A 24658-nucleotide genomic window follows, 5' to 3' on the forward strand; every position below is an offset into this window, starting at 1 on the left:
TCTCGACTGCGCTCGGCCTGACAGTAGATAGCATATGGAAAATGAACTCACCTTAAAACGTTTTATAGAAATCCGAAGAGAATTAGGATACACACAGGCCGATTTTGCAGCGTTATTGGGCGTTTCCAATACCACGGCCGATATAGAGCGGGGCAGGACCAAACTATCCGGAAAAGTGGTTTCCGAGCTTTTAAGGCAGTTTAAGATAAATCCTTTATGGTTGTTCGGGGAGAGCGAGCAACAATATTTGGAGACTTCCCATACGAGCGTCATTCCAAAAGTAGTTACGGTAGATGCTTCCAATCATGACAATATGGTGCTGGTAAATGCCAAAGCTGCTGCAGGGTATCCGCAGAATATTGCGGATACCAGTTGGTACGAGCAACTGCCCGCATTTGATTTGCCCATTCCGGAATTTAGAAATGCCACATACAGGGGCTTTCAGGTAGAGGGCGATAGTATGCTGCCCAATTTGCATCCCGGCGAATGGGTGCTGGCCCGTGCCATAGAGCATATAGACCATGTGAACGCCAACCGAATGTATGTGGTTGTTTTACAGGATTCCGTTATGGTGAAAAAGATTGAAAAGCGGCCCAATTCCAATAATATAACATTGGTTTCCTTAAACGAAAACTATCCACCGTACGACATAAAACCCTTTCAGGTACAGGAAATCTGGGAGGTAAGCAGTAAGATTACGTTTAATGTTGATGCTACTACGGATAGTGGTTTGCTACGGCAATTGCAAGAATCAATGCAGGAACTCAAAAATCAATTAAAACACGTCAAAAAAGTATAGTTGACGTGAGTTCTACTTAAGCTAATCAATATTGAATCGATTTTCAGTTATTTATGATTGAGGTTCGGTCGAGCCTTTCGACTTCGCTCAAGATAAACCAAAGTTGAGACCTTATTTCATCTTTTTAACGTACAGCCCGCTGTTCTTCAAGGCGAAACCCAAGCTTTTATAAAGGTTGATGGCCGGTTTTCGATGATGCCCACTGAACAAGAGCACATCGTCCAATTTACATTTTTTGGCACGTTTTAATAAAAGTTCCATAAGTTGGCGTCCTATTCCTTTTCCCCTATGGTGGCTCGAAACCACAACATCCTCAATCATTCCTTTGTGACCAGAGATTACGGTGTATTTCGCCATCATGGCAATGCCCACTAATTGGTTATTGTCCATACAACAAGCAATTTCAATGGTGTCGGGGGATTCCAAGATTCGCTTTAAGGGTATTTGGTTTATTTCAGCGTTCAATTCCTGATACAGCGTCGTAAGTTGCTCTTGTAATTCCACGGTCACTTCGGCCGGGCTTAATAATTTCACTTTCATAGTACTGCATTGTATCTTACAAATAACCTTTTTTATCATGATCTTTCAAAAACAATACGGATGTAAAGTTTTATATTTAGCGTAGCGCAATTACATGAATACAAAACTTTTACTTATTTTTCTGTGGTTTTTTGCAACTACATTATATGCCCAGCTACCTGATACATTGTTAGTGGGTTACACCCGTGCAGCTCCATTTATTGTTCAAGATAAAAATAAGTTAGACGGACTTAATATCTGGCTTTGGAAAAAAGTAGCGCAAGATTTGGAATTGCCCTATAAAATGGCACCCATGAATTTTTCGGATATGTTGGATTCGCTACGTACCGGAGGAATAGATGTAAGCGTAAACCCATTGACCATTACCAGTAAACGAAGCAAACATATGGAATTCACCCATTCGTTTTTCGCTTCCAACGCGACAGTGGTGGTGGCGAAAGTTTCTTCTTTTGAAAAACTGTCCACATTTTTAAAAGGATTTTTCAATCTGAATTTTTTGAGAGGATTGTTGGTGCTGCTTTTGATCATTCTCGTTTTCGGCCTTTTGGGCTGGTTTTTTGAGCGAAAACAAAATCCGGAAAAATTTCGGTTTGGACCAAGAGGAATATGGGACGGTGTTTGGTGGTCCGCAGTTACCCTGACTACCGTGGGTTACGGAGACAAAGCGCCAAAAACGAAATCAGGTAAGATTACCGCTTTGGTCTTAATGTTCGGCGGCCTATTGTTTATTTCCGGTCTAACGGCAAGTATTGCCTCCAGTCTTACCGTAAATCAATTGACCAATAACCCCGAAGGTTTTAATGAATTCAAGGAACGAAAAGTGGGAACTATTGCAAATACTGGTACACGTACTTTTCTAGCTGAACATTTCTTTAAAAACGTAAAAGAATATCCAAATGTCGTTGAAGGTTTAACAGAAGTCAAAAATGGTGAAATTGAAGCTTTTTTATATGACGAACCTATTTTGAAATACCGCATTCAAAAGGATTCTTCCTTACAAAAGCTACAACTATTACCTATTAAGTTTGATGTGCAATTTTATGCCTTTGGACTTCCCAAGAAAAATACGGAATTGGAACAACGCATCTCCCAAAAAATATTGGAAATCATGGAAACCAAGGAATGGGAAGTGGTTCTTAACGAATATGGATTGGCAGAGCTTTAGCGATTGTAGCCTCTTACATTCCCCATGGATAATTCCAAAGGACCAAATACGTGCGATTTGGGCAGAAAACAACCACTTTCCATCACCGCCCAATCGTCCCAAGTGGCTTCCAATCCGCCCACGGGAATAATGCTCACCCACATTTTAAAGCTTTTGGGAAAACCATTGGGCTGTAATAGCCAAAGATAGGAATCTCCGGGAGTGCTGCCCCCTTCCATATACGTGACCAATAATGCTTCCGAACCATCCTCTAAAATGACAATACTGAGTTTCGTGCCCTTGTCCATGACTTTGTACGGCGCAACCAACCAAAAAGAATCGTTATAAAAACTTTTCAAAGCTTTTCCGATAACGGATTCATTTTCACTTCCGGTCAATCGCTCCTCGTTTTCAAAAGACTTGCTAGATTCAATATTGATTAAATCCAATGATACGAAATAGTTATCCCATCTTATCTCAACTGTTTGGTTATGCTTGTCCCATTTGTAATCGTTAGCGCCTCCACGGTAAGACCATTCTAAAAACTGCGTGTTTCTATACGTCTCGTAGTTCAGGGATTTCATCATTTTTTCGGCTAAAGCATCCGCCTTGGGGCCAAATTTTCCTTCCGGCAACGGTTCATGAAGGTATATGCCAAGACCAATTAGAAATAATAGAAGCAGCCCAAGAATTACGCCAAGAATTTTAAGAAGTTTTTTCATATCGTAAAATATCAGGATTCAATTTTATAATACCTAAAGTGCTAAAATTGACCTAATATCAAATTGACGTTTTTGAATTTGTGTTTGACAATCGTATTTAATTTCAAAACCCAACCGCCATATCATCACCCCGTTTATCGGCACCGCCCTCCAATGTGCCATCGGGAAGCACGCGAATGGCATCCACTTTTCCAATAATAGGGGTACGGTCCTCGTTGATGATGTATCCTTTAGACTTCATTTCATTCTTCAATTCAGTTGAAAAGCCTTCCGGTTCAAAAATGACCGTATCGGGCAACCATTGGTGATGAAAGCGCGGAGCGTTTACGGCTTCTTGCATGCTCATATCAAACTCATACGTATTTAAAATGGTCTGCACCACGGCGGTAATAATGGTCGAACCGCCCGGTGTACCCACGACCATCCACAGTTTTCCGTCTTTTTCTACAATAGTAGGAGTCATACTGCTTAACATCCTTTTTTCCGCTGCAATACTATTGGCCTCCGCACCAATAAGCCCGAACATATTGGGAATACCGGGTTTGGCGCTAAAATCGTCCATCTCATTGTTCAAAAAGAAGCCCAATTCATCGGAATATAGCTTGGAACCATAGGCTCCATTTAGTGTCGTCGTGACCGAAACCGCATTTCCTTCGGCATCTACAATAGAGTAGTGGGTAGTTTCCATGCTTTCCACGATTTCTACGTTTCCACGCTCCACTTCAGCCGATTTGGTAGCCTTGTCAAAAGAAAAATTAGCCATTCGCTCTTGTAGGTATCCTTTGCTTAGCAATACATCCAACGGAATATCAACAAAATCAGGATCGCCCAAATAGTAATTACGGTCGGCATAGGCCCTTCGCGAAGCTTCCGTAAACAATTGCACAGTTTTGACGGAATTATGTCCAAATTCCGAAATATTATAGGGTTCCATCATCTTCAATATTTGATTGATAGTAACTCCGCCGCTGCTCGGTGGACTCATGGAGACGATTCGTAAATCCTTGTATTTAAAAACAATGGGCTGACGCCAGACCGCTTCGTATTTCTCCAAATCTTCTTCAGTGATATATCCGCCATTTTCTTGTACAAAAGCAGCTAGTTTTTGAGCGGTTTCCCCTTTATAAAAACCATCTCGACCATTTTTAGCTATTTTGCGCATGGTATTGGCCAGTGCAGGATAGTTGATGATGTCCCCTTCTTTAAATTCCGTTGCGAACTTGGTGCTGTCCCCATTGACTTCAATAAACTTGTCGCGCTGGCTTGCCAATCTTTTTTCTTGATTTGCGGTGACCATAACACCCTTTTCGGCCAAAGCGATAACGGGTTCAAAAATTTTGGCCAAAGGTAAAGAACCAAATTTTTCATGCACGGCAATGATTCCCGCAACAGTTCCCGGAACGCCCACAGCAGTGGCACCTAGAGTGCTTTTGCCGGGAACAACGTTGCCCAAGGAATCCAAATACATGTCCTTGTGCGCGGACAAAGGTGCTTTTTCACGATAATCGATACTGCCTATATCACCATCCGCTTTTCGGTAGACCATGAACCCTCCGCCACCTAAATTCCCTGCGAAAGGATAAGCGACCACCAAGGCCATTTCCGTGGCTACCATGGCGTCAAAGGCATTACCTCCTTTTTTCATAATTTCAACCCCAATTTTTGAAGCCTCTTCACGAGCGGAAACCACCATGGCTTTTTCCGTTACCAGTCCGGTGGGTGCCGCGGTTTGTTTTTTACATTGGATAAATACAAAGAAAAGGAGCAATGAAAAGACAATTTTTTTCATATTGAAAAACGAAATTGATTAATGTGTTGAATTAGCTAAAGCGAATTGAATTTTTGTTTGGAAAAGATAATCAATTCCTCAAAAAAAGCGGTAAACTCTTTTTCAAAAGCAGAATAATGTTCTTCCAGTTCCAAAATGGCGAAATTCATCTTGGATTTGTTCTTTGTCCTTCGGTTCATTCCGTTCAGCACCTTGGCTATTCCCTCCATTTTGGAGTAGTTATAAATCCAGTTATCCGTAATCATATAGGGCATCATGCGTTTTACGCCATCGGGAAGAAGGGTATAGTTGTCTTCGAGCAAATCGTAGAAATTTTCAACAAAAGTATCCAAAGGTTCATTTGAGTAGGCAGACCAATTTTTCGCCAAGAAGTGGTCATAAAAAATGTCCACGATGACCCTGCTGTAATGCCCATAGTTTTTGTGAAGTTTTTTACTGCTCTTTTTTGGGATTTTATGGGAATCGGTATACGTGTCTATGTGCCGGTGCAACGTTATGCCCTGCTGAATTCTAGGAGGTAGGTGTTTGAATTTATTGCCACGGATGCTATCCGCAATAAAATTTCCGATGGTAATTTCTTCATCGCCAAAAGAAAGATAGATATGTGCCAAAAAATTCATGGATGATCCGTTTTTAATACTCCCTTATTGTTTTCGTTTGGCTCCAATAAATCCCATAGGTTTCCATATAAATCTTCAAACACGGCAACCATTCCGTAGGTTTCTTTTTTGGGAGGCCGCACAAATTTTATTTCTCGCCGTACCATTTTGTCGTAATCGCGCCAAAAATTATCCGTAAAAAGAAAAAGAAATACTCTTCCGCCCGTTTGATTACCAATGCTAGCGCCTTGGTTTTCATTGGCAGCCTTGGCCAATAATAAAGAACTTTCTTTTGCTCCGGGAGGAGCGATTACGACCCATCTTTTAAGGTCATCGATTTTGGTGTCTTCAATCACTGTAAAATCCAGTTTATGGGTATAAAAATCAATAGCTTCATCGTAATCTTTGACCACTAACGCTATATGGGCTATTCTTTGGTGCATTGACAAATGAGGTTCTTTTAAACGTTGATTTATAGGTCGGATTATTTTCTAATATAATCGAATTTACGAATTGCAAAACTCCCATTTGACCATAGACCTTTATATTTGCAAAAACTTTAGACAACCTATGACACTTATCAAATCTATTTCTGGAATTAGAGGAACTATCGGCGGAAAACCGGGTGATAATTTAACCCCTATTGATGCTGTAAAATTTGCCGCATCCTATGGCATTTGGCTGAAAGCATATTCCAAAAAAGAAAAATTGAAGGTGGTCATTGGTCGTGATGCACGGCTTTCAGGTGAAATGATCCAGAATTTAGTGGTCTCTACTTTGGTGGGTTTGGGCATTGATGTAATAGATTTGGATTTATCCACAACACCTACGGTTGAAATTGCCGTTCCTTTGGAAAAAGCGGATGGCGGTATTATCTTAACGGCGAGCCATAATCCAAAACAATGGAATGCCCTAAAGCTTTTGAACGAAAAAGGGGAGTTTTTGGATGCCGCCCAAGGTGGTAAAATTCTGGAAATAGCGGAGAAGGAAGATTTTGATTTTTCCGAAGTGGACGATTTGGGGGAAATCGTTAAGAACGATAGCTATATCGATATTCATATCGATGAAGTCCTTAAACTACCTTTGGTAGATGCGGAGACTATTAGAAAGGCCAAATTCAAAGTAGTGGTAGATGGAGTAAATTCCACGGGAGGAATCGCTATTCCTAAATTGTTGAAAGAATTGGGGGTGGAAGTAGTAGAATTATATTGCGACCCGACCGGACATTTTCCACATAATCCAGAACCGCTAAAAGAACATTTAAAAGACATCTGTGAGTTGGTCGTGAAAGAAAAGGCCCATTTTGGGATTGTAGTAGATCCAGATGTTGACCGTTTGGCATTTATCAGCAATGATGGGGAAATGTTCGGGGAAGAATATACCTTGGTCGCCTGTGCGGATTATGTTTTGGGCAAAACGAAAGGCAATACCGTTTCTAACCTTTCTTCTTCGAGAGCCTTACGGGATATTACCCAAAAACATGGTGGAACGTATGAAGCGGCTGCAGTAGGAGAGGTGAACGTAGTGACTAAAATGAAGGCCAATAAAGCCATCATTGGCGGCGAGGGTAACGGAGGTATCATTTATCCTGAAAGCCATTATGGGCGTGATTCTTTAGTTGGAACTGCATTATTTCTTATGTTGATGGCCGAAAAAGGCGGTACCGTCGCGGAGCTGAGAGCCAGTTACCCTTCCTATTTTATGAGTAAAAAGAAAATTCAGTTGACTCCGGGATTGGATGTGGACGGTATTTTAAAAGCGATGGCCAAGAAATATGAGAACGAAGAAATTTCTACCATTGATGGTGTTAAAATCGATTTTGCAGAAAACTGGGTACACTTAAGAAAATCTAACACAGAACCTATTATCCGTATTTATACAGAAGCAAAAAGCCAATCCGAAGCCGATACATTAGCGGATAAAATTATTGGTGAGATCAAGGAAGTGGCTGGTTTGTAATTTTATTTTGCAAATCAAGTTTTAGATATAACATAATTTATATTGTTTTTATTCCTAACTACAAAATATTGTAGCCTAAATACCTAGAAACGAACAAGTATAGTAAGGCTAAGGTTTAAATAGAGATTAGATTTTGTCCAAACGCATATTCAACAATATGTCCAAATTTATCTTATATAGACACATTTTACTATTTTAGTAGTAAATCCTGTTAGATATGAATATTTACTTTTTTTTATTGGTTTTTCAATTTATCAGAAAATTCAATAAAACGATTCTTTATTTTAAATGCTGTGGAAAGTCCATCTTACCTCCAAGGATTCTAACGACAAAAATGGTTTCGCCATCAATATAATAGAAGATAAAATGGGATTTGTAGCGGTATCGTAACAACATTTGATTTTTAACAGCTACGTATCTTCTGCCTAGTTCGGGATTGTTTGTCAATTCCGATAAAATTTTCTTCAGGCCTTTCGCGTATCTCAAAGATTGAATTTCTCCAAATTCATTTAAAGTATATTTGGCAATGGATTTGATATCGCTCCTTGCCTTGACACTTATTACATAACTATTCTTGGGCATTGAACTCGTTTATAGCTTCTTCCCAAATGCTATCTATAGTGGTATTGGACGGTCCACTTTCTATTCCATCGATTAGGGCCTCGTTCAAATCTACAATACGTTTTCTTCGCTCTTGGTCCTTCCTAATGATATCTCGAACGTATTCGCTGTCATTCGTGTAAAAGCCCTGTTCGATAAGGCTTTTTACATAGGCATCTTGTTGCTTTGTAAATGTGATAGATTTTCTAATAACTGCCATTTTGAACCAAAATTAATATTATTGATGCAAATTAAGTATTATTTATAAATAGTACAATTATTGAAGTATCCCTTACTTGAGCTTTTTAACAATTACTATTTCAACTTCTTCGCCAACACTTTCGCCCTAATTTCTTCTTTCCCGCGATGCTTCCAACGTTTATGGGTCCACAGATAGTGTTCCGGTTTCTCACGAATCTGCTCTTCGGCCATTTTCAGGAACTGATCGGTGATTTCTCCCTTTTCCGTGGTGGGAGCATTGGTGCTTATTGGGGTGAACTCCGCCTTGTAATACCCTCTTTTCACTTTGGAAACTTTTAAGAAAACCACAGCTAAATCCATCTTGCGCGCCAAGGTTTCCGCCCCGTTGATGACCGGTACCCGAATACCCATAAACTCCTTCCAATATTGTGTTCGGCTCATTTGAGGGGATTGGTCGCTCACCATACCAAAAATACCGATTACGTTATTCCTTTTGTTGAGCAGAATGGTCTTTACGGTTTCTTGCTGTGTAATAAGCGTTGTGTTCCATCGCGCACGAACTCTGCGGCTCCACGCATCAAAATACTTGTTGTTGATTTTTGTGTACACGGCATAACCCTTGGAGGTTACATAATTATTTAAGCTCACGTTCCACTCCCAGTTAGCATAATGGGAACAAACGATGAGAATGCTCTTTTCTTTCTCCAACTCTTGGATAAGCTCAACATTTTTGATGTCATATTTTTTGGCCACGGCCGCTTTGGAAAGGTGCATGGTTTTGACCATTTCCAGAAAAGAATCGCAGAGGTGCTTGTAAAACTCTTTTTCAATACGCTTGCGCTCTTCCAATGATTTTTTGGGAAAAACAAGTTGTAAGTTAGATTGGACTACTTTCCTGCGGTACCCAATAACATAAAAAACAAGCAAAAATACCCCATCGGAGAATCCGTATAAAAGTCGGTCGGGCAAGATGGAAATCAACCATAAAAATGGATACGCCAACAGGAAAATCAGAAGTTGCATGCACGTGTTTATAATGGGCAAATATAGCTATATTTGAAACCATACTTATTGGTTGTTATGAATGACATTGATATTGCCACCATCGCGATAATCGGAGCTAACATATTGGTTTCCCTAAAAGGATTCAATGATTCTTATTTCTTTGACCGTTATAAATTTGCCATAGGTGCTATCAGGGCAGGGCAGAAGGAGCGCATGTTTACTTCGGGTTTTTTACATGTAGATATTCCCCATCTGTTCTTTAATATGTTTACGCTATATTTTTTTGCAGATGTGGTCATTGGTTGGTTTGGTCAAATGAAGTTTTTGATCATTTATGCCATTAGCCTGCTCGCCGGGAGTTTACTGGCCCTTTTCTTTCACAAGGATGAACCTTATTATAGTGCTGTGGGTGCCAGTGGGGCGGTTACTGGAATTTTGTATTCCGCAATTTTATTACAGCCCAATGATTCGCTCTATATCATGTTTATACCCGTTCCCATTCCCGCCTATGTTCTAGGTATAGGATATTTGTTGTATTCCATATACGGAATGAAAAGTAGACTTGGCAATATAGGACACACGGCACATTTTGGTGGGGCTATCGGAGGGTATGCTACCACGCTTTTGTTTCTGCCAAGCTTGCTTCAAACGGATACGCTCATGGTACTTCTTTTGGCTATTCCTATAATTCTGCTTTTTATTCTAGAGAAATTAGGAAAAATATAATTAACTTGAAAAATACTACATTTTAAGTAGTTTTAATCTTATTTTAATGTAGTTCATCGAAAATACATTGTAAGATATATGATGCTGGGTTTTGTTCCGTTCTAGGAAAAATAAGTTCCCAAACCCAATGATGTATTTTATGAAAACAACACGTATTTTATCGATTTTATGTATTGCCATAATATTTTCCTGTAGTGATGAGACAACAGTATTTGAAGACCCGGAAAATGATTTAAGCCTAGAGACCAGCCCAAATGTATTGGAATCCAGTGTACAATATGATAAAGCGGGTGTCCTTGATATATTTGAAGAAGACGAAATTACCGGAAAAAGTAACCGAGATGAAAAAGATGCTCCCGTAGGCGATTACCCATTAACATTGATTGCCCAAGTAGAAGTGCCTTCTTTTAGGGGAGGTGAAAATCTAACGGCATCACATGTAGCTATTTCTGGAGATTATGCTTATGTGTCCTATAATACGGTTGACGCTACCTATGCTGGTGGTGTGGATATCGTGGACGTTAGCGACCCTGCCAACCCTATAGTTACCTCGCGTTTATATTATCAAGGTGTTGATGTTAATTCCGTTGCGTATGATAATGGATATGTATATTTGGCCGGTGGTACGGATTCTGAGACCAATACGGCGCCATTCAATTCATTGGTAGCTAAAATTCAAGTCACTGGAAACGGTAAGTTTGATTTTAATGCAGGTATTGAATATGGCTTCCAAAATGGCTTTACCGCTACGGATGTTGCCGTAAATGGCAACCTTGTTTTTCTCACAAGTGGTGCGCAAGGTGCTGTAGGTGTTTATTCTACATTAGGATTAACGCCAATTGTTGATTTACCTTTTGATGATTTGCGCTCTGTTGCAATAAAAGATAATAATATTGCTGTGTTAGATGCTAGCGAAGGCATACGTTTTTTAAGTAGTGCATTGGAGCCTATCAGTAATATTACGCTTGACTCTGATTTTGGAGCAGGAGAAAAAAGAACTTTGGATTTTTTTGAAAATAACATCGTTGTATCGGAAGGCAATAAAGGAGCAGGAGTTTATAATGCTTCTACCGGTACTTTTCTAGAACACGTTTCAATTTTATTAGATCCCGAAAATGTTGCCGAAGGAGACATTGTGACCAATGCGGTGGCAGTGAACGAAGATGTTTTGTTAATGGCCAATGGTGGCGCGGGTCTTTCTTTGTCCGATGAATTGGCAACCGCCACAAATGTTGTGGGTGTTGTTCAATTGGAAGGTTCAATAAACTATGTAGCCTCTAAAGGCGACTTTATTTTTGCCGCTTCGGGAAAAGAAGGACTTCAGATTATAAAGTTGAATAGACCTAGTAACAGTTTGGCCGCTCGTTGCGAAGAAACATCTACTTATAAAGGTTCCCGTAACTTAAATGTGAACAGTAACGATGTTTTTGCATACAATAGCGGCCAAAGAGGAAAACGACTCGCTAGTGCAAATATAGGTGGAGAGGCTTTACTGTGTGGTTCGTGGTCCGTAATCAGAAGTGTTAATTTAAATGCCAATGGTATGTTGGACATCAACGGCTCCTTTGCTATTGGAAGTAACATAAGAAGAGGCGGTAGCAACACCACAAGTATTTTGAACATTAACAGTGGTGCCAAATTAAGGGTTGAAGGTAAATTAACGGTCTACGGAGATTTAACATTAAACGACGGTGCTACGCTTGAGTTTTTAGGAGAGGATTCCGAGATAGATGTACACGGAAGGGTTTTTCGTAACGGAAACACTACTGTTGAAGGTACTTTTATAGATAAGAAGAATAAGTTTTAATAAGTAATCGATTGCGATTTGATGCTAAAAAGCCTGCACCGAATGGCGCAGGCTTTTATATATAATATTGTTTCTTAAGCTAGTTCAGTAATTCTGCGACTTTTGCTTCCAGATCAGGGCCTCTTAAGTTTTTCGCTACGATGACTCCATTCTCATCCAATAAAAAAGCCGCGGGAATCGCGTTGACACCGTATAACTGAGCAATTTCATCGTTGAAATAGGATAGGTTGGACACTTGGTTCCATGGTAATCCGTCATCGGATATCGCTTTTTTCCAGGCATCCTCTGTCTTGTCCAAGGAAACCCCGATAATATTCAAACCTTTGTCGTGATACTTATTGTATACCGCCAATACATTTGGGTTTTCTGCACGACAAGGTCTGCACCATGCGGCCCAAAAGTCTATTAGTGTAGCTTTGCCTAGAACATCACTAAGAGCGGTAGTTCCGCCTTCCGGATTTGGCCCTGAAAAGTTGGGCGCTTTAGCTCCGATAGAAGTCTTCTTTTCCGCTTCTTCTACCTTCTTCATTTTTTCAAGGTTCTCCAAAATACGTTTTCCTGGTTTTGAGTTTTGTATTTCTGGTGTCAAGGAATCATACATGGCTTTTACTTCATCCGTTGCTATTGCCTTTGTAGCAAGGGCCCTATCCAATAATAAAGCGGATATCAAGGCGTTAGGATTGTTTTTGATGTAATCCAGCTCAAAGGTTTTGTATTCCTCTTGCAACTCTTTCATTTCATCACGGAGCGCGGTAGTCTGCTCTGCGCTCCCCATGGCATTTTTCATATCTTCCTGAATGGATTGTGCCTGCTGGGAAAGCTCTCGTGATTGCTTCATGTATTTCGCAAAAATATCATTTTGTAAGGTTCCTTCTACTGTTGCAAACCCGAGACTGTCTTTTTGCGCATTAAATTCTATCGTGCCATTTTCAAGAATCACCGCAGTATATCCCTGGGACTTGTCCAAGAAGATATAGTGTAATTCTGGCGAAGGTGCCGTTCCGGTAAAAGTGAACTTGCCTCCCGTCAATGAAGCGGTGTCCACTTCGATAGGTTGATTGTTATCACCAATTTTTTTCAAAAAAACCATTGTCCCTTCCTCGAGTTCACCTCTTAAGTTTCCTTCGATGGTGAAACCTTCTGGATTGGAGTTACATCCTGCTAATAATAAAACAACCATTAGGGACGATACTAAATTTCTCATATTTCTAATTTTATCAGGCAAATGTACTTATATCACAGCGTAAAAAAAAAGTCCTTTGGTAGGAATACGAAAGGACTTTTTTAAATTAATAGATCGGTCAAAAGGTATAACGAATGCCCAGACCTACATCAAAGTCGAAATTATCACTAAAATCGCTGTACCCTAATAGGCCTACCTCGGGTCTAAAATCCAGGGAAAGCATTAACGGAATATCAAAATTGTATTCAATCCCAACATCCCCGGCAGCAAAAACGAACAATCCACCGTCCCTGTCCGGGTCAAATCCAAAATCAACGCTTCCTACACCGCCGCCAAAACCATAATACCAATTAAAACCACCATCAATGGGTCGTACCCATTGGTAAAGTGCGGCCAATTTAAAAGCATCAAAATTTCGGCTATCCCGCCATCCTAGGGCAAATTCGGCCCTATTGTAGCGACCAATCGATTTTTGATAAGATACTTCGGCTCCAAAACCGTCGCTATCACCCAATCTAAGCCCAATGGCATGATTGTTTATTTCTTGGGCGGTCAATGAGGAAACCGCAAACAATAAAAGAATTGCAAAACAATTTAAAAGTTTCATGTGTTCAGTTTTTAATTAAGTTGAAAAACGAGCTATTTTCATATGTAGCTCAAACAATAAAACTTAATTTAGTAGCCAAAATTGTGCCACGTTGAAGAATTCCATACTGCAAGATCTTGCTCCGAAATTAACCGGAGAACTTCAAACAGATACGCTTTCCAAAGCTTTATATGCCACTGACGCCTCTGTTTATCGTAAAATTCCCCTCGGTGTAGCATTTCCAAAAACCAAAGAAGATATTAGAGAACTCATTTATTTTGCAAATAAGCACAATATTGGACTCATTCCAAGAACAGCTGGCACCTCTTTGGCAGGACAATGTGTCGGGGATGGTTTGGTTGTCGATGTTTCTAGACATTTCACGAAAATCGTTCATTTGGACAAAGAAAAAAAACAGGTTACGGTACAACCCGGCGTCATTCGTGATGAACTCAACCAATATTTAAGACCTTTTGGATTGTTCTTTGGTCCCAATACATCAACTTCCAACCGATGTATGATAGGAGGTATGGTAGGGAACAATTCTTCCGGAACTACTTCGATTCAGTATGGGGTAACCCGTGATAAAGTAATTTCGTTAAAAACGATATTGTCAGACGGAAGTGAGGCCGAGTTCGAAACGCTTTCCAAAACGGATTTCAATTCAAAATTGAAAGAAGATTCATTTGAAGCATCACTTTATAAGAATATACATAAAGAACTATCAAATAAAAAGATAACCTCTGAAATAGAGGAGAATTTTCCAAAAAAAGAAATTCACCGAAGAAACACGGGATATGCGGTAGATGAACTCTTGCAATATGAAGTTTTTAATGGTACGAAAACCGGTATAAACCTGGCCAAATTACTTTGCGGAAGTGAGGGAACATTGGCTTTTACTACGGAAATTACGCTGCAGTTAGATGATTTGCCTCCACCGATGTCCGCCATGGTAGTCACCCATTACAAAACCTTGGAAGATTGCCTTTCCGATGTGGCACCGGTAATGAAACATCCATTGCAATTATGTGAAATGATGGATAAGGTAATTTTGGATTGTACCAAAAACAATAGGGCACAGAGGGCGAATCGGTTTTTTGTGGAAGGAGATCCGGCGGCTTTGTTAATGCTACAGGTGAGTGCGAATCATTTGGAAGAATTGGAAGAAGCTATTGCAGCACTTCAAAATACCGTAGCGGATTCCGGATTAAGCTATGCCAGCCCTGTACTGTATGCGGACGATATCCGAAAGGCGATCGAGTTACGAAAAGCAGGTCTTGGATTACTGGGAAATATCGTAGGTGATAGGAAAGCAGTTGCCTGTATTGAGGATACGGCAGTCGCCTTGCCCGATTTGAAAGATTTCATAGGCGAGTTTACCCAAATTATGAACGGTTACGGTCAAAAAGCCGTTTACTATGCACATGCCGGTGCCGGAGAATTGCATCTACGCCCCATCCTAAACCTTAAAAAAGGAGATGATGTAAAATTGTTCAGGGATATCACCACGGATGTGGCCAAACTCACTAAAAAGTACAAAGGTTCTTTTAGCGGGGAACATGGTGATGGTATTGTACGTGCAGAATTCATCCCGTTGATGATCGGCGAACAGAACTATAAACTTTTACGGCGTGTAAAATTCTATTTTGATCCCAACGGAATCTTTAATCCCGGTAAAATAGTGGATGCTTATCCGATGGATGAATCTTTTCGCTATGAAGTAAATCGTGAAGAACCGGAAATAAAAACACTTATGGATTTTTCGGATAGTGAAGGAATTCTGAAGGCTGCCGAAAAATGTAACGGTAGTGGGGACTGTAGAAAAACGCATCACATGTCCGGCGGAATGTGCCCGAGTTACCACGCTACCAAAAACGAAAAGGATACCACTCGGGGAAGGGCCAATGCGCTACGCGAATTTTTGACCAATCCGAAGGAAACCAATGGTTTTGACAGTAAAGAACTGAAAGAAGTTTTCGATTTATGCCTTAGCTGTAAAGCTTGTGCAAGCGAATGCCCAAGTAATGTGGACGTAGCCACATTAAAAGCCGAGTTTTTATACCAATACCAAGAGTCGAACGGATATCCGCTGCGCAGTAAATTATTCGCCTACAACACAAAATTGAACAAATTGGGTAGCAAAGTCGCAGGATTGACCAATGCGGTTTACGATTCCAGTTTTTTAGGAGGATTGTTAAAAAAATCCAGTGGTGTTGCCAAGGGAAGAAGCCTCCCAAAAGTTTATAGTGTTGATTTTGATAAGCACTTACAAAAATTTAAAAATCAATTTATTAATTCAAAAAAAAGTATTGTTTTATATATTGATGAATTCACACGGTATTTAGATGTGGAGGTGGGGAAGGACGCGATAGAGCTTTTGGTAAAATTGGGTTATGATGTTGAACTATTTTATGCGGAGAGCGGGAGAACTTATCTGTCTAAAGGATTCTTAAAACAAGCCAAAACGTTGGCCTTGAAAAATAGCGAACGTTTAAAAGTCTTTGCCGAGCAAGAAAGACCGGTCATAGGGCTAGAACCATCTGCATTACTATCTTTTAGGGACGAATACAAGCGAATGAACGATGATAAGGCAATGGCCGACAGCATTGGGGAAAATTCGTTCTTATTGGAAGAATTTCTGGCCAGTGAAATTACCAATGAGTTGTTGGATGCCTCGCTATTCACAACGGAAGCCAAAGACGTAAAGATTCACAATCATTGCCACCAAAAGGCATTGAGCAATCAAAAAGTCACTTTTGATGTATTGAATCTTCCAAAAAATTACAAAGTAACAATAATTCCGTCCGGTTGCTGTGGGATGGCCGGATCCTTCGGTTATGAGAAAGAACATTATGAAACCAGCATGAAAATTGGGGGTTTAAAACTTTTTCCTGCGGTGGAAAAATCTCCTGTAGATACCATTATAGCGGCTAATGGAACCAGTTGTAGACATCAAATTTTTGATGGAACCAAGAGAGTTGCCCAACACCCTGCGAGCATTCTTAAGGATGCGTTACTCAATTGATTCTATATCTTTTTCCGACTTCTTTGCTGCCGCTTTATTAGCGATGCTGGTAACTAGTTCGTGTATGTTCATCTGCTTTATCTCGGCATCGGCGTAGAAGGCAGAAAGCTTATCGTGGTCGTATTTATAGATTTTCCAACGTTTAAAAGAATATTCCAGTGCCGTAAGATTTTTGACCCAATCGCCTGAATTAAGATAAGTGCAAGTCCCTTTCTTGGTTCGATGCAGTTCTTTTTTTGGTTTCTGAATGTAGCCGGAGACTACGTGGTCATAATCGTTCTCCAAGGCTATATCCACAATAAAATTTTCAAAACCAGTATAAAATCCTTCGGATGTATCGCTCTCAATGAAACCGCTTCCTTCTTTTTTCGGTATGCCGAAAAAAGATTTTAACCATTTGTTCAAACCTATCATCATTTTTTCGCCCAACGGACCAAATTGCGTAAGCCAAGTGGTATATTTTGAATTGGCATTAAAAAAGGCACCATTGAAGAACCAAATTTTCTTTTGGTCTACCTGAAGGATGAGTCGCTCACAAAATTCAATATTTCCAAGCGATTTTATCTTAGAACTAAAAAAGGCTTCATCCCCCTTGTCATTGACATAATAAACTTTCGTCCCTTTAATGGACAGCTGTAATATCTTATGGATAACGCTTATATGGGAGGTTGGGAAATGATGTAAACGTGATGTAGATGCCCCCAAAATACCACCGTTCAATACCAATGTCTTGGGCTGTATGCTGTTGAGATAGGTCAATAATTCATCAGCATAACAGCTTATTGTTCCTAAATGAACATCGGAAATCACCACTATTTCGGGCTTTCGCTTTTTCACGTTCTTGTTTGTGCACAAAATTAAACCAAATGGTATCTTGAAGCTTTTACCAAATATCAAGATTACTTATTTTAAGTGTTAAATAAACATTAGGTAAAGTGCTCAAGGTTAAGTAAAGATTAAGTCCGTGGTAAGTTTTTGTGTCAGCTTTTTAAGATTTACCTTTGCCGGAAGCATAATCAACCGTAATATTATTCAGAATACATGGCCGGAAACAGTTTTGGGAACCTTTTTAAGGTAAGTACGTTTGGAGAATCACATGGGAAAGCAATTGGAGGGGCTATAGATGGATGTCCTGCTGGTATCGAATTGAATTTGGAGGCTATCCAAACCGATTTAAATCGAAGAAAACCTGGACAATCCGCTATTGTGACCCAACGAAAGGAACCGGATACAGTGGAATTTTATTCCGGTTTGTTTGAAGGAAAGACAACGGGTACGCCCATTGGTTTCGCCATTCACAATACAAATCAAAAATCGAAGGATTATGGTCATATCAAGGATTCTTATCGTCCTTCGCACGCCGATTATGTGTATGACCAAAAATATGGTTTCAGGGATTATAGAGGTGGAGGCCGCAGTTCAGCTAGGGAAACCGCCAGTAGGGTAGTTGCTGGTGCTATTGCCAAACAATTATTGAAGGATGTGAAGATCAATGCCTTTGTTTCGCAAGTAGGAACGATGAAGTTGGAGAAGCATTACCAAGATTTGGATTTCTCTGAAATAGAAAAGAATCCTGTGCGCTGTCCCGATCCTAATATTGCAGTTCAAATGGAGGATTACATAAAATCCATTAAAAAAGAGGGCGATACCATTGGGGGCGTTATTACCTGTGTGGCCCAAAATGTACCTATTGGGCTAGGGGAGCCTGTTTTTGATAAACTGCATGCAGAACTGGGAAAGGCAATGCTTTCCATCAATGCCGTGAAAGGATTTGAATATGGTAGTGGTTTTGAAGGGGTAACCATGAAAGGCAGCGCCCATAACGATAAGTTCAACAGTGACGGTTCTACAAAGACCAACTACAGTGGTGGGGTGCAAGGTGGCATCAGCAATGGTATGGATATCTACTTTAACGTTGCATTTAAACCAGTGGCCACGGTCATACAGGGCTACGAAACCATTGATAAAGAGGGGAGTATGGTGCAGACACAAGGAAAAGGGCGTCACGATCCCTGTGTAGTGCCACGAGCCGTGCCCATAGTAGAAGCAATGACCGCTTTGGTATTGGCCGATTATTACCTCTTGGCAAGAACCAGCAAAATATAGGTTTTCATTTTAGTTGTTTTCCGGTCAATATACTATCTTTCTTCCCTAAACTTTAGGAATGAGGAAGCTAGAATTGCATTGGCAAATTATGATCGGAATGGTACTGGGACTTCTTTTTGGTTTCGGTATGAATTTTGTTGATTGGGGTAAGGATTTGGTTGTCAATTGGATAGCTCCCTTTGGGACTATTTTTATCAAACTGTTGAAACTCATTGCGGTTCCCCTGATTTTAGCCTCTTTGATTAAAGGGATATCAGATCTAAAGGATATTTCAAAATTCCGTGATATAGGATTACGTACTATCGGGATCTATATTGGAACAACGACTGTTGCCATTATCCTTGGTTTGGTCTTAGTGAACGTGATTGAGCCCGGGAACGGGGTTTCTGAAGAAACCATTGAAAAATTGACATCTACCTACGCCAATGATAGTGGTGTTACAGCCAAACTTGAAGAAGCCTCAAGACAAAAAGAAAGTGGTCCTTTGAAGTTTTTGGAAGATATGGTACCGGACAATGCCGTGAGTGCATTGGGAAACAACCAATTGATGTTACAGGTAATTTTCTTTACCATTTTTATGGGAATTTCAATGCTACTAATAGGAGAGGACAAGGCCAAGCCCTTAAAGAATTTCTTTGATTCGTTGAACGACGTAGTACTGAAGATGGTGGATTTGATCATGCTGACGGCACCATACGCGGTTTTTGCACTTTTGGCCAATGTAGTAGTGTCCTCTAGCGACCCTGAAATTTTATTGGCATTATTAAAATATGCCGGAGTCGTTATTCTAGGATTGTTTTTGATGATTGTCTTTTATGCAATTTTAATTTTCGTATTTGCGAAGAAGAACCCGTTTTGGTTTTTGAAACAGTTGAGTCCGGCACAATTGTTAGCTTTTTCCACAAGTTCCAGTGCGGCTACGCTGCCGGTGACCATGGAACGTGTTGAAGAACATATTGGAGTGGACCCGGAGGTGGCAAGTTTTGTGCTTCCCGTAGGGGCTACCGTGAATATGGACGGGACAAGTCTTTATCAGGGGGTTGCGGCCGTATTTATAGCCCAGGCCCTTAGTTTTGACCTACCGTTGGCTGCACAATTGACGATAGTACTTACCGCACTTTTGGCATCTATCGGTACTGCAGCGGTTCCCGGAGCGGGAATGGTGATGTTGGTCATTGTATTGGAGTCCGTTGGTTTTCCACCAGATAAATATGCTATTGGTTTGGCCTTGATATTTGCCGTGGATAGACCTTTAGACATGTTGAGAACTGTTGTGAACGTAACGGGTGATGCTACCGTGTCTACCATTGTGGCAAAATCGGTAGGGAAATTAGGAAAACCCAAAGTAAAGAATTGGGACGACCATTATGACGAGGTGAAATAAACCGTATAAATACCAAACCATAAACAAAAGGTGACCTGAATTACTTGCATCGCCTTGATACAAATCTTATATTCTAGGCTGATTTGAAGGTTTCCAAAGGAATTTTTATCCAAACGGAAATAACTTAAAATAATAACGAGTCTATGAATATTTGTTTTTTAATGTATCCTTGGGAAGAAATTGACCCCGAAAACGATACAAGTTTAGCCTTGATTCATGAATGCGTGAAAAGAAAGCATGGTGTGGCACTTTGCTCACCTGCCAATCTCACGATACGCAATAGTGTTACCAATGCCTTTTGTACCGTGGTAAAACGGATGGACAAGGTGCCGGCAAGTTTAAAATCGTTCTATAAACAAGCCAATTTAAGGGAGGAGATGTTGCCTTTGGCCGGTTTTGATGTCATTTTTATGCGAGCTAATCCGCCGTTGGACCCCATTATGTTGAATTTTTTGGATTCGGTAAAAGACGATGTATTCATCGTGAATTCGCTGCAGGGAATCCGAGAGGCCAACAATAAACTTTATACAGCGGCTTTTGGGGATTCACATAGTAATATCATTCCGGCCACTCATGTATCCAAGAACAAAAATCATTTGATACGACAGATCAAAGAATCCAAAGCCGATAAAATGATCTTGAAGCCTTTGAACGGTTTTGGAGGTTCTGGGGTGATACTGATTGAAAAAGCGGCCATGAGCAGTATTAAATCCCTATTGGATTTTTACATCACCAATGCAGATGGGACATCCAATTACGTGATACTTCAGGAATATATAGAAGGAGCCGATCAGGGGGACGTTCGTATTCTATTATTAAATGGAGAAGTAATCGGAGCTATGAAACGCGTACCGGGCACGGATGACCATCGTTCCAATGTTTCTGCGGGTGGTTCTGTGCAAAAACATAGCTTGACCAAACAAGAAAGAGCTCTCTGTAAACAAATTGGCCCTAAACTTGTAAAAGACGGACTCTACTTTGTTGGTATTGATGTAATCGGGGGTAAATTGGTCGAAGTCAATGTAATGTCGCCCGGTGGTGTTACCTATATGAACAAAGTGTACAAAACAAAAATTCAATCTAAAGTCGTCGATTTTGTAGAAAGCAAGGTAATTGACAATCTACAGGCTTTTGATAGACGGGCAAGACTTCGAAATGAGGTAAATAATGCATAGATTTTCCATAGAAGAAATTATTTACAAAATTCAGAAGGAAGAATGTTTTGAGGCCGTTACGGAAGATTATTCCTTTATGATAAAGATTGATGGCTACGCGCCCTATGTCTGTGGGGCGGTCCATGACGGGCATCAGTTTCGGAAATCGCTTTGGGAAAATTGCTTGCATACGGAGTATGATCGTTGGTACGAGGAAGACCCATGCACAAAGGAAATGGTGCAATCACATCCTATCGTTATCGCCGGATTGGACAGTAGGTTCGAGTATGATTTAAACCGCGCTCCCGAAACGGCCATTTATCATGATGCTTGGGGAAAACAACTTTGGAAATCCCCATTGCCGGAAGCTGAACGGGAACACAGTTTGCAAAAACATCAGAATTTTTATCAAGTGGTACATGCCTTGGTAGAAAAAATTCAATCCAAATATGGGAAAGCACTAGTTTTTGATATGCACAGTTACAATTGGAAACGTTGGGACAGGGAAGTGCCCACATGGAATTTGGGTACCGCCAATATTGATAATGAACGCTATGGTCACCTAGCAGAATCATGGAGCGCCAAATTAGGCACTATAAAACTGCCCAATGCCATAAAATCCACGTCCAAAATCAATGACACTTTTCAGGGAAACGGTTATTTTCTGAAATACATCACACAGAATTTTAAAAACACCTTGGTATTGGCTACCGAAATTTCAAAAATCTATTGCGATGAATATACCGGTATACTTTATCCCGAAGTAGTGCGTTCTGTGGAGACACAACTAAAAGAATTGATACCTTTGCAGGTAAAGGAATTCCAAGAAGATAAATGACACAGGAGCAGGAGTTACAACAATTACAGCAAGAATATGCTAGTCTCTTTGAAATTGATGCGAACCTTGACCGGTTGGTACAAAAAATAGAGTTGCTGAGCTATGTAAACCCCTTGAATACGGAGAAAGAAAAAAATCGTTTTTTTGCCTCAAAGTATTCCTACGAGCCCATTTTTAGATACCCGAAATTAAAATTCAGTCCTTATAAATTACACCGTTTGTTCTTTTCGCAACGGTTGGAGCGTATTGAAAATGAAGAAATACGCACATTTTACAAGGAGATTATCTATTACTATTCCAATATGGTTCAGTGTATTGAAACCATTGGAAAAACAAAGAAATTTCATTACAATTCCCTACGAATTTACGGTTCCCCAACAGAGAAAGATGTTGATAATGCCCGTTTTATATTGCATTTTGCCGATGAGCCCCTCTCCATTGACATGGAGAAAGTCCATAGCCCGGAAGAGGCGAAGCGCTATTTTGAAGATTTTTCAGAGCGATATGAATTTCCGCTGAACATTAAATTCTCCACCCACATTGCGGCAGATGCAATGGTCAGCAACGCTACACAGACCTTATTGTTAAAAAGAAATGTCAAATTCAGTAAAAACCAGCTGTTGACTTTGGCAAACCATGAGATCGGCGTGCATTTGGTAACTACCTATAACGCCATGCAGCAGCCGCTTAAAATTTTCTCCAACGGATTTCCCAAAAATGTTGAGACACAGGAAGGGTTGGCCGTATTTAGTGAGTACATGAGTGGTGCATTGACCTTAAAGCGATTAAAGGAATTGGCATACCGCGTATTGGCTTCTGATAGCTTGATAAAAGGATATTCTTTTGTGGATACGTTCGATTTGATTCACAACCAATATAAACTCAACCGAAACGATGCATTTTCTATCACGCTAAGAGCGCATAGGGGTGGAGGATTCACAAAAGACCGGTTATATTTGAGCGGACTTCGTAAAATCTACAAACGATATTTAAAGGAAGAGTCAATGGAAGTGCTACTTTCCGGAAAAGTAAGTCTGGACTATGAACACGCAATTTCAAAACTTAATAAATTGGGACTCGTTCAAAAGAACGGTCACACGAATTTGGCATATCAACAAAATTTGAACACTAATAAAACGTTGGATTTTATTTTGAATAATTTGAAGTAGGCCGTACTTATCAGAACGGAACTATATCTGAGTTTGAAGGGAGTGAACGGCTATTTTCAGATAAAAGAGTGTCTTTTTAATCTAATCCATTCAATTAACCATTTTTTTGTTCTTTTTTCCTTGCGTCACGTTTATCTTTTCGAGCCTGTTTTCTATCCGCTTTTTCTTTATTCTCGTCGGCAGCTTGTTCCGCATCCTCAAAATCAATGTCGTCATCTACTACACCCTTAAAGGCCTTTACCCATGCATTTTTAAATATTCCTGTTAGCGTAGGCCAAACTTTGGTCCCCACGCTATTTAAATCACCTTCAATGGGTACTTTAGTGGCTAGGGTATCCTTGCCTTGATTTTTTAGTATAAATTTGAAAAACCCAACAAATCCTTCCCAAAGCACGCTTAAAAACCCATCTTCCTTTCCAATCAATTTGGCATTTTTCAAAATGGGTTTTATAGATCCTTTCAGATATCCGTCGGCAATCGCCACCTCTCCAAAAATCTCAAAACTACCACTGTCAAAATCTATTTCAGCGTAATGTTTGGTAAAATCGTTCAGAGCGGTCGCATCCGCATTTTCGATAGACACCGAGATATCCATGTCCGGAATTTCCTTTACGAGATTCATTTTGCCATCTAATTTCATTGCCCCGTTCCCAATAGATGTTGCGGTCGCGTTGATTTCTGATGGCAACGTGCGTTCCTTTTGAACCACGTTTCGCAGATTAGTGGCACTTAGTTGTATGTTTTTTAAATTTAAATCTATATTGGGATCCGCTTGCAGCTCTACAAAAGCGGCAGTACCTTCAATGACTTCAAGGTTATTTATGTCAATAGGGGCTAAATCTGTAAGTGCTTTTGTCCAATCCTCAACTTCGGTTTCCTCAGTGCCGTTTTGCTGGTCCTCAAAAACATATATGACCTTGGGCCTCGTCATGATAATTTCACTAACAATTTTACCATTTAAGAGCGCGTTCCATTCTATAGAAATGTCCGTTTTCTCAAAATCCAAAAAAGGTACTTTTGACCCTGCATCTATCTTATTAAGATACAGCCCATGAATTACATATGCGCCGCGGTAGAGGGCAATATCAATATCATCAACCTGTCCATAATATCCGGGAATATCGGCTAAAACATCGTTTACATATTTTTTGACCAGGAAAGGGAGCAGCAAGCGGAATCCTACCAACAATAGAACTATGATTGCTGGTACGATGTATCGTTTCTTTTTAAAGGGCCTGCGTTTTTTCTTTTTCTCCATGAATTTTTAATCTGTTCACAATGAATTCATTGCTGAGCGAGAACTTTATCTTATTTACATAAAA

At 40.2% G+C, this 24658-nt stretch carries 23 protein-coding genes; 11 read left to right on the top strand and 12 right to left on the bottom strand.

The window, feature by feature from the left end:
• Positions 1-34 precede the first annotated feature (34 nt).
• Positions 35-799: an XRE family transcriptional regulator gene (locus ACKWBX_RS10425; protein WP_413968618.1), complete on the top strand. Its 765-nt coding sequence runs from the start codon at positions 35-37 to the stop codon at positions 797-799.
• A 111-nt stretch (positions 800-910) separates the two neighbouring features.
• On the opposite strand, the gene ACKWBX_RS10430 is transcribed toward ACKWBX_RS10425, so the two are convergent.
• On the bottom strand, positions 911-1339 hold the full coding sequence (locus tag ACKWBX_RS10430; RefSeq protein ID WP_413968619.1) for a GNAT family N-acetyltransferase: 429 nt from the start codon (positions 1337-1339) through the stop codon (positions 911-913).
• A gap of 94 nt (positions 1340-1433) precedes the next feature.
• On the opposite strand from ACKWBX_RS10430, the gene ACKWBX_RS10435 reads away from it, so the two are divergent.
• Positions 1434-2504: a transporter substrate-binding domain-containing protein gene (locus ACKWBX_RS10435; RefSeq protein ID WP_413968620.1), complete on the top strand. Its 1071-nt coding sequence runs from the start codon at positions 1434-1436 to the stop codon at positions 2502-2504.
• Here ACKWBX_RS10435 and ACKWBX_RS10440 read toward each other — a convergent pair.
• From ACKWBX_RS10440 to ACKWBX_RS10455, 4 genes are all read right to left on the bottom strand, one after another.
• Complete coding sequence (locus ACKWBX_RS10440) at positions 2501-3205, bottom strand: hypothetical protein (RefSeq protein ID WP_413968621.1); 705 nt, start codon at positions 3203-3205, stop codon at positions 2501-2503. The genes ACKWBX_RS10435 and ACKWBX_RS10440 overlap by 4 nt on opposite strands.
• A gap of 103 nt (positions 3206-3308) precedes the next feature.
• Positions 3309-4994, bottom strand: coding sequence for a gamma-glutamyltransferase (gene ggt / locus ACKWBX_RS10445; protein WP_413968622.1), 1686 nt, complete (start codon positions 4992-4994; stop codon positions 3309-3311).
• Between the two features lie 35 nt (positions 4995-5029).
• Positions 5030-5614: an acyl carrier protein phosphodiesterase gene (locus tag ACKWBX_RS10450; protein ID WP_413968623.1), complete on the bottom strand. Its 585-nt coding sequence runs from the start codon at positions 5612-5614 to the stop codon at positions 5030-5032.
• Positions 5611-6036, bottom strand: coding sequence for a VOC family protein (locus tag ACKWBX_RS10455; RefSeq protein WP_413968624.1), 426 nt, complete (start codon positions 6034-6036; stop codon positions 5611-5613). The genes ACKWBX_RS10450 and ACKWBX_RS10455 overlap by 4 nt, the downstream gene beginning before the upstream one ends.
• Positions 6037-6163: 127 nt before the next feature.
• Here ACKWBX_RS10455 and glmM point away from each other — a divergent pair, with 127 nt between their 5' ends.
• Positions 6164-7552 (top strand): phosphoglucosamine mutase, encoded by a 1389-nt coding sequence (glmM, locus tag ACKWBX_RS10460; RefSeq protein WP_413968625.1) that lies wholly within the window; start codon positions 6164-6166, stop codon positions 7550-7552.
• Positions 7553-7831: 279 nt separating this feature from the next.
• Here glmM and ACKWBX_RS10465 read toward each other — a convergent pair whose 3' ends face one another.
• The 3 genes from ACKWBX_RS10465 to ACKWBX_RS10475 form a co-directional block, all read right to left on the bottom strand.
• Entirely contained in the window at positions 7832-8134 is a 303-nt protein-coding gene (locus tag ACKWBX_RS10465; protein ID WP_413968626.1) for a type II toxin-antitoxin system RelE/ParE family toxin, read from the bottom strand.
• The gene (locus tag ACKWBX_RS10470) at positions 8121-8372 is read right to left on the bottom strand and encodes a type II toxin-antitoxin system ParD family antitoxin (protein WP_413968627.1); all 252 of its coding nucleotides are present in this window, start codon (positions 8370-8372) and stop codon (positions 8121-8123) included. The genes ACKWBX_RS10465 and ACKWBX_RS10470 overlap by 14 nt, the downstream gene beginning before the upstream one ends.
• Before the next feature lie 95 nt (positions 8373-8467).
• The gene (locus tag ACKWBX_RS10475; RefSeq protein ID WP_413968628.1) at positions 8468-9376 is read right to left on the bottom strand and encodes a lysophospholipid acyltransferase family protein; all 909 of its coding nucleotides are present in this window, start codon (positions 9374-9376) and stop codon (positions 8468-8470) included.
• Between the two features lie 57 nt (positions 9377-9433).
• On the opposite strand from ACKWBX_RS10475, the gene ACKWBX_RS10480 reads away from it, so the two are divergent.
• Complete coding sequence (locus tag ACKWBX_RS10480) at positions 9434-10084, top strand: rhomboid family intramembrane serine protease (RefSeq protein WP_413968629.1); 651 nt, start codon at positions 9434-9436, stop codon at positions 10082-10084.
• Between the two features lie 139 nt (positions 10085-10223).
• Positions 10224-11891 carry an LVIVD repeat-containing protein gene (locus tag ACKWBX_RS10485; RefSeq protein WP_413968630.1) on the top strand — a complete coding sequence of 556 codons (1668 nt, stop codon included), beginning with the start codon at positions 10224-10226 and terminating at the stop codon, positions 11889-11891.
• A 79-nt stretch (positions 11892-11970) separates the two neighbouring features.
• On the opposite strand, the gene ACKWBX_RS10490 is transcribed toward ACKWBX_RS10485, so the two are convergent.
• Together ACKWBX_RS10490 and ACKWBX_RS10495 are read right to left on the bottom strand one after the other, a co-directional pair.
• Positions 11971-13095 carry a redoxin domain-containing protein gene (locus tag ACKWBX_RS10490; RefSeq protein WP_413968631.1) on the bottom strand — a complete coding sequence of 375 codons (1125 nt, stop codon included), beginning with the start codon at positions 13093-13095 and terminating at the stop codon, positions 11971-11973.
• 97 nt (positions 13096-13192) lie between these two features.
• Positions 13193-13681: a hypothetical protein gene (locus ACKWBX_RS10495; RefSeq protein WP_413968632.1), complete on the bottom strand. Its 489-nt coding sequence runs from the start codon at positions 13679-13681 to the stop codon at positions 13193-13195.
• A gap of 91 nt (positions 13682-13772) precedes the next feature.
• On the opposite strand from ACKWBX_RS10495, the gene ACKWBX_RS10500 reads away from it, so the two are divergent.
• Positions 13773-16685: an FAD-binding and (Fe-S)-binding domain-containing protein gene (locus ACKWBX_RS10500; protein WP_413968633.1), complete on the top strand. Its 2913-nt coding sequence runs from the start codon at positions 13773-13775 to the stop codon at positions 16683-16685.
• Here ACKWBX_RS10500 and ACKWBX_RS10505 read toward each other — a convergent pair.
• On the bottom strand, positions 16674-17522 hold the full coding sequence (locus tag ACKWBX_RS10505) for a UDP-2,3-diacylglucosamine diphosphatase (protein ID WP_413968634.1): 849 nt from the start codon (positions 17520-17522) through the stop codon (positions 16674-16676). The genes ACKWBX_RS10500 and ACKWBX_RS10505 overlap by 12 nt on opposite strands.
• 204 nt (positions 17523-17726) lie before the next feature.
• On the opposite strand from ACKWBX_RS10505, the gene aroC reads away from it, so the two are divergent.
• From aroC to ACKWBX_RS10530, 5 genes are all read left to right on the top strand, one after another.
• Positions 17727-18791, top strand: coding sequence for a chorismate synthase (aroC, locus tag ACKWBX_RS10510; RefSeq protein ID WP_413968635.1), 1065 nt, complete (start codon positions 17727-17729; stop codon positions 18789-18791).
• A 58-nt stretch (positions 18792-18849) separates the two neighbouring features.
• Entirely contained in the window at positions 18850-20175 is a 1326-nt protein-coding gene (locus ACKWBX_RS10515; RefSeq protein ID WP_413968636.1) for a dicarboxylate/amino acid:cation symporter, read from the top strand.
• Between the two features lie 143 nt (positions 20176-20318).
• On the top strand, positions 20319-21350 hold the full coding sequence (gene gshB, locus ACKWBX_RS10520; RefSeq protein ID WP_413968637.1) for a glutathione synthase: 1032 nt from the start codon (positions 20319-20321) through the stop codon (positions 21348-21350).
• Entirely contained in the window at positions 21343-22167 is an 825-nt protein-coding gene (locus ACKWBX_RS10525; protein ID WP_413968638.1) for an N-formylglutamate amidohydrolase, read from the top strand. Before gshB ends, ACKWBX_RS10525 begins: the two co-directional genes overlap by 8 nt.
• Positions 22164-23336, top strand: coding sequence for a flavohemoglobin expression-modulating QEGLA motif protein (locus tag ACKWBX_RS10530; RefSeq protein ID WP_413968639.1), 1173 nt, complete (start codon positions 22164-22166; stop codon positions 23334-23336). Before ACKWBX_RS10525 ends, ACKWBX_RS10530 begins: the two co-directional genes overlap by 4 nt.
• Positions 23337-23430: 94 nt before the next feature.
• On the opposite strand, the gene ACKWBX_RS10535 is transcribed toward ACKWBX_RS10530, so the two are convergent.
• The gene (locus ACKWBX_RS10535) at positions 23431-24594 is read right to left on the bottom strand and encodes a DUF748 domain-containing protein (protein ID WP_413968640.1); all 1164 of its coding nucleotides are present in this window, start codon (positions 24592-24594) and stop codon (positions 23431-23433) included.
• Between the last annotated feature and the right edge of the window lie 64 nt (positions 24595-24658).

Origin of the sequence: Maribacter algae, from assembly GCF_047345745.1 — a bacterium.
In the GTDB taxonomy this organism is placed as follows: domain Bacteria; phylum Bacteroidota; class Bacteroidia; order Flavobacteriales; family Flavobacteriaceae; genus Maribacter.

Coding starts and splice junctions, on each gene's coding strand:
- ACKWBX_RS10425 (WP_413968618.1), top strand. CDS start 35: ATGGAAAATGAACTCACCTTAAAACGTTTTATAGAAATCCGAAGAGAA.
- ACKWBX_RS10430 (WP_413968619.1), bottom strand. CDS start 1,339: ATGAAAGTGAAATTATTAAGCCCGGCCGAAGTGACCGTGGAATTACAA.
- ACKWBX_RS10435 (WP_413968620.1), top strand. CDS start 1,434: ATGAATACAAAACTTTTACTTATTTTTCTGTGGTTTTTTGCAACTACA.
- ACKWBX_RS10440 (WP_413968621.1), bottom strand. CDS start 3,205: ATGAAAAAACTTCTTAAAATTCTTGGCGTAATTCTTGGGCTGCTTCTA.
- ggt (WP_413968622.1), bottom strand. CDS start 4,994: ATGAAAAAAATTGTCTTTTCATTGCTCCTTTTCTTTGTATTTATCCAA.
- ACKWBX_RS10450 (WP_413968623.1), bottom strand. CDS start 5,614: ATGAATTTTTTGGCACATATCTATCTTTCTTTTGGCGATGAAGAAATT.
- ACKWBX_RS10455 (WP_413968624.1), bottom strand. CDS start 6,036: ATGCACCAAAGAATAGCCCATATAGCGTTAGTGGTCAAAGATTACGAT.
- glmM (WP_413968625.1), top strand. CDS start 6,164: ATGACACTTATCAAATCTATTTCTGGAATTAGAGGAACTATCGGCGGA.
- ACKWBX_RS10465 (WP_413968626.1), bottom strand. CDS start 8,134: ATGCCCAAGAATAGTTATGTAATAAGTGTCAAGGCAAGGAGCGATATC.
- ACKWBX_RS10470 (WP_413968627.1), bottom strand. CDS start 8,372: ATGGCAGTTATTAGAAAATCTATCACATTTACAAAGCAACAAGATGCC.
- ACKWBX_RS10475 (WP_413968628.1), bottom strand. CDS start 9,376: ATGCAACTTCTGATTTTCCTGTTGGCGTATCCATTTTTATGGTTGATT.
- ACKWBX_RS10480 (WP_413968629.1), top strand. CDS start 9,434: ATGAATGACATTGATATTGCCACCATCGCGATAATCGGAGCTAACATA.
- ACKWBX_RS10485 (WP_413968630.1), top strand. CDS start 10,224: ATGAAAACAACACGTATTTTATCGATTTTATGTATTGCCATAATATTT.
- ACKWBX_RS10490 (WP_413968631.1), bottom strand. CDS start 13,095: ATGAGAAATTTAGTATCGTCCCTAATGGTTGTTTTATTATTAGCAGGA.
- ACKWBX_RS10495 (WP_413968632.1), bottom strand. CDS start 13,681: ATGAAACTTTTAAATTGTTTTGCAATTCTTTTATTGTTTGCGGTTTCC.
- aroC (WP_413968635.1), top strand. CDS start 17,727: ATGGCCGGAAACAGTTTTGGGAACCTTTTTAAGGTAAGTACGTTTGGA.
- ACKWBX_RS10515 (WP_413968636.1), top strand. CDS start 18,850: ATGAGGAAGCTAGAATTGCATTGGCAAATTATGATCGGAATGGTACTG.
- gshB (WP_413968637.1), top strand. CDS start 20,319: ATGAATATTTGTTTTTTAATGTATCCTTGGGAAGAAATTGACCCCGAA.
- ACKWBX_RS10525 (WP_413968638.1), top strand. CDS start 21,343: ATGCATAGATTTTCCATAGAAGAAATTATTTACAAAATTCAGAAGGAA.
- ACKWBX_RS10530 (WP_413968639.1), top strand. CDS start 22,164: ATGACACAGGAGCAGGAGTTACAACAATTACAGCAAGAATATGCTAGT.
- ACKWBX_RS10535 (WP_413968640.1), bottom strand. CDS start 24,594: ATGGAGAAAAAGAAAAAACGCAGGCCCTTTAAAAAGAAACGATACATC.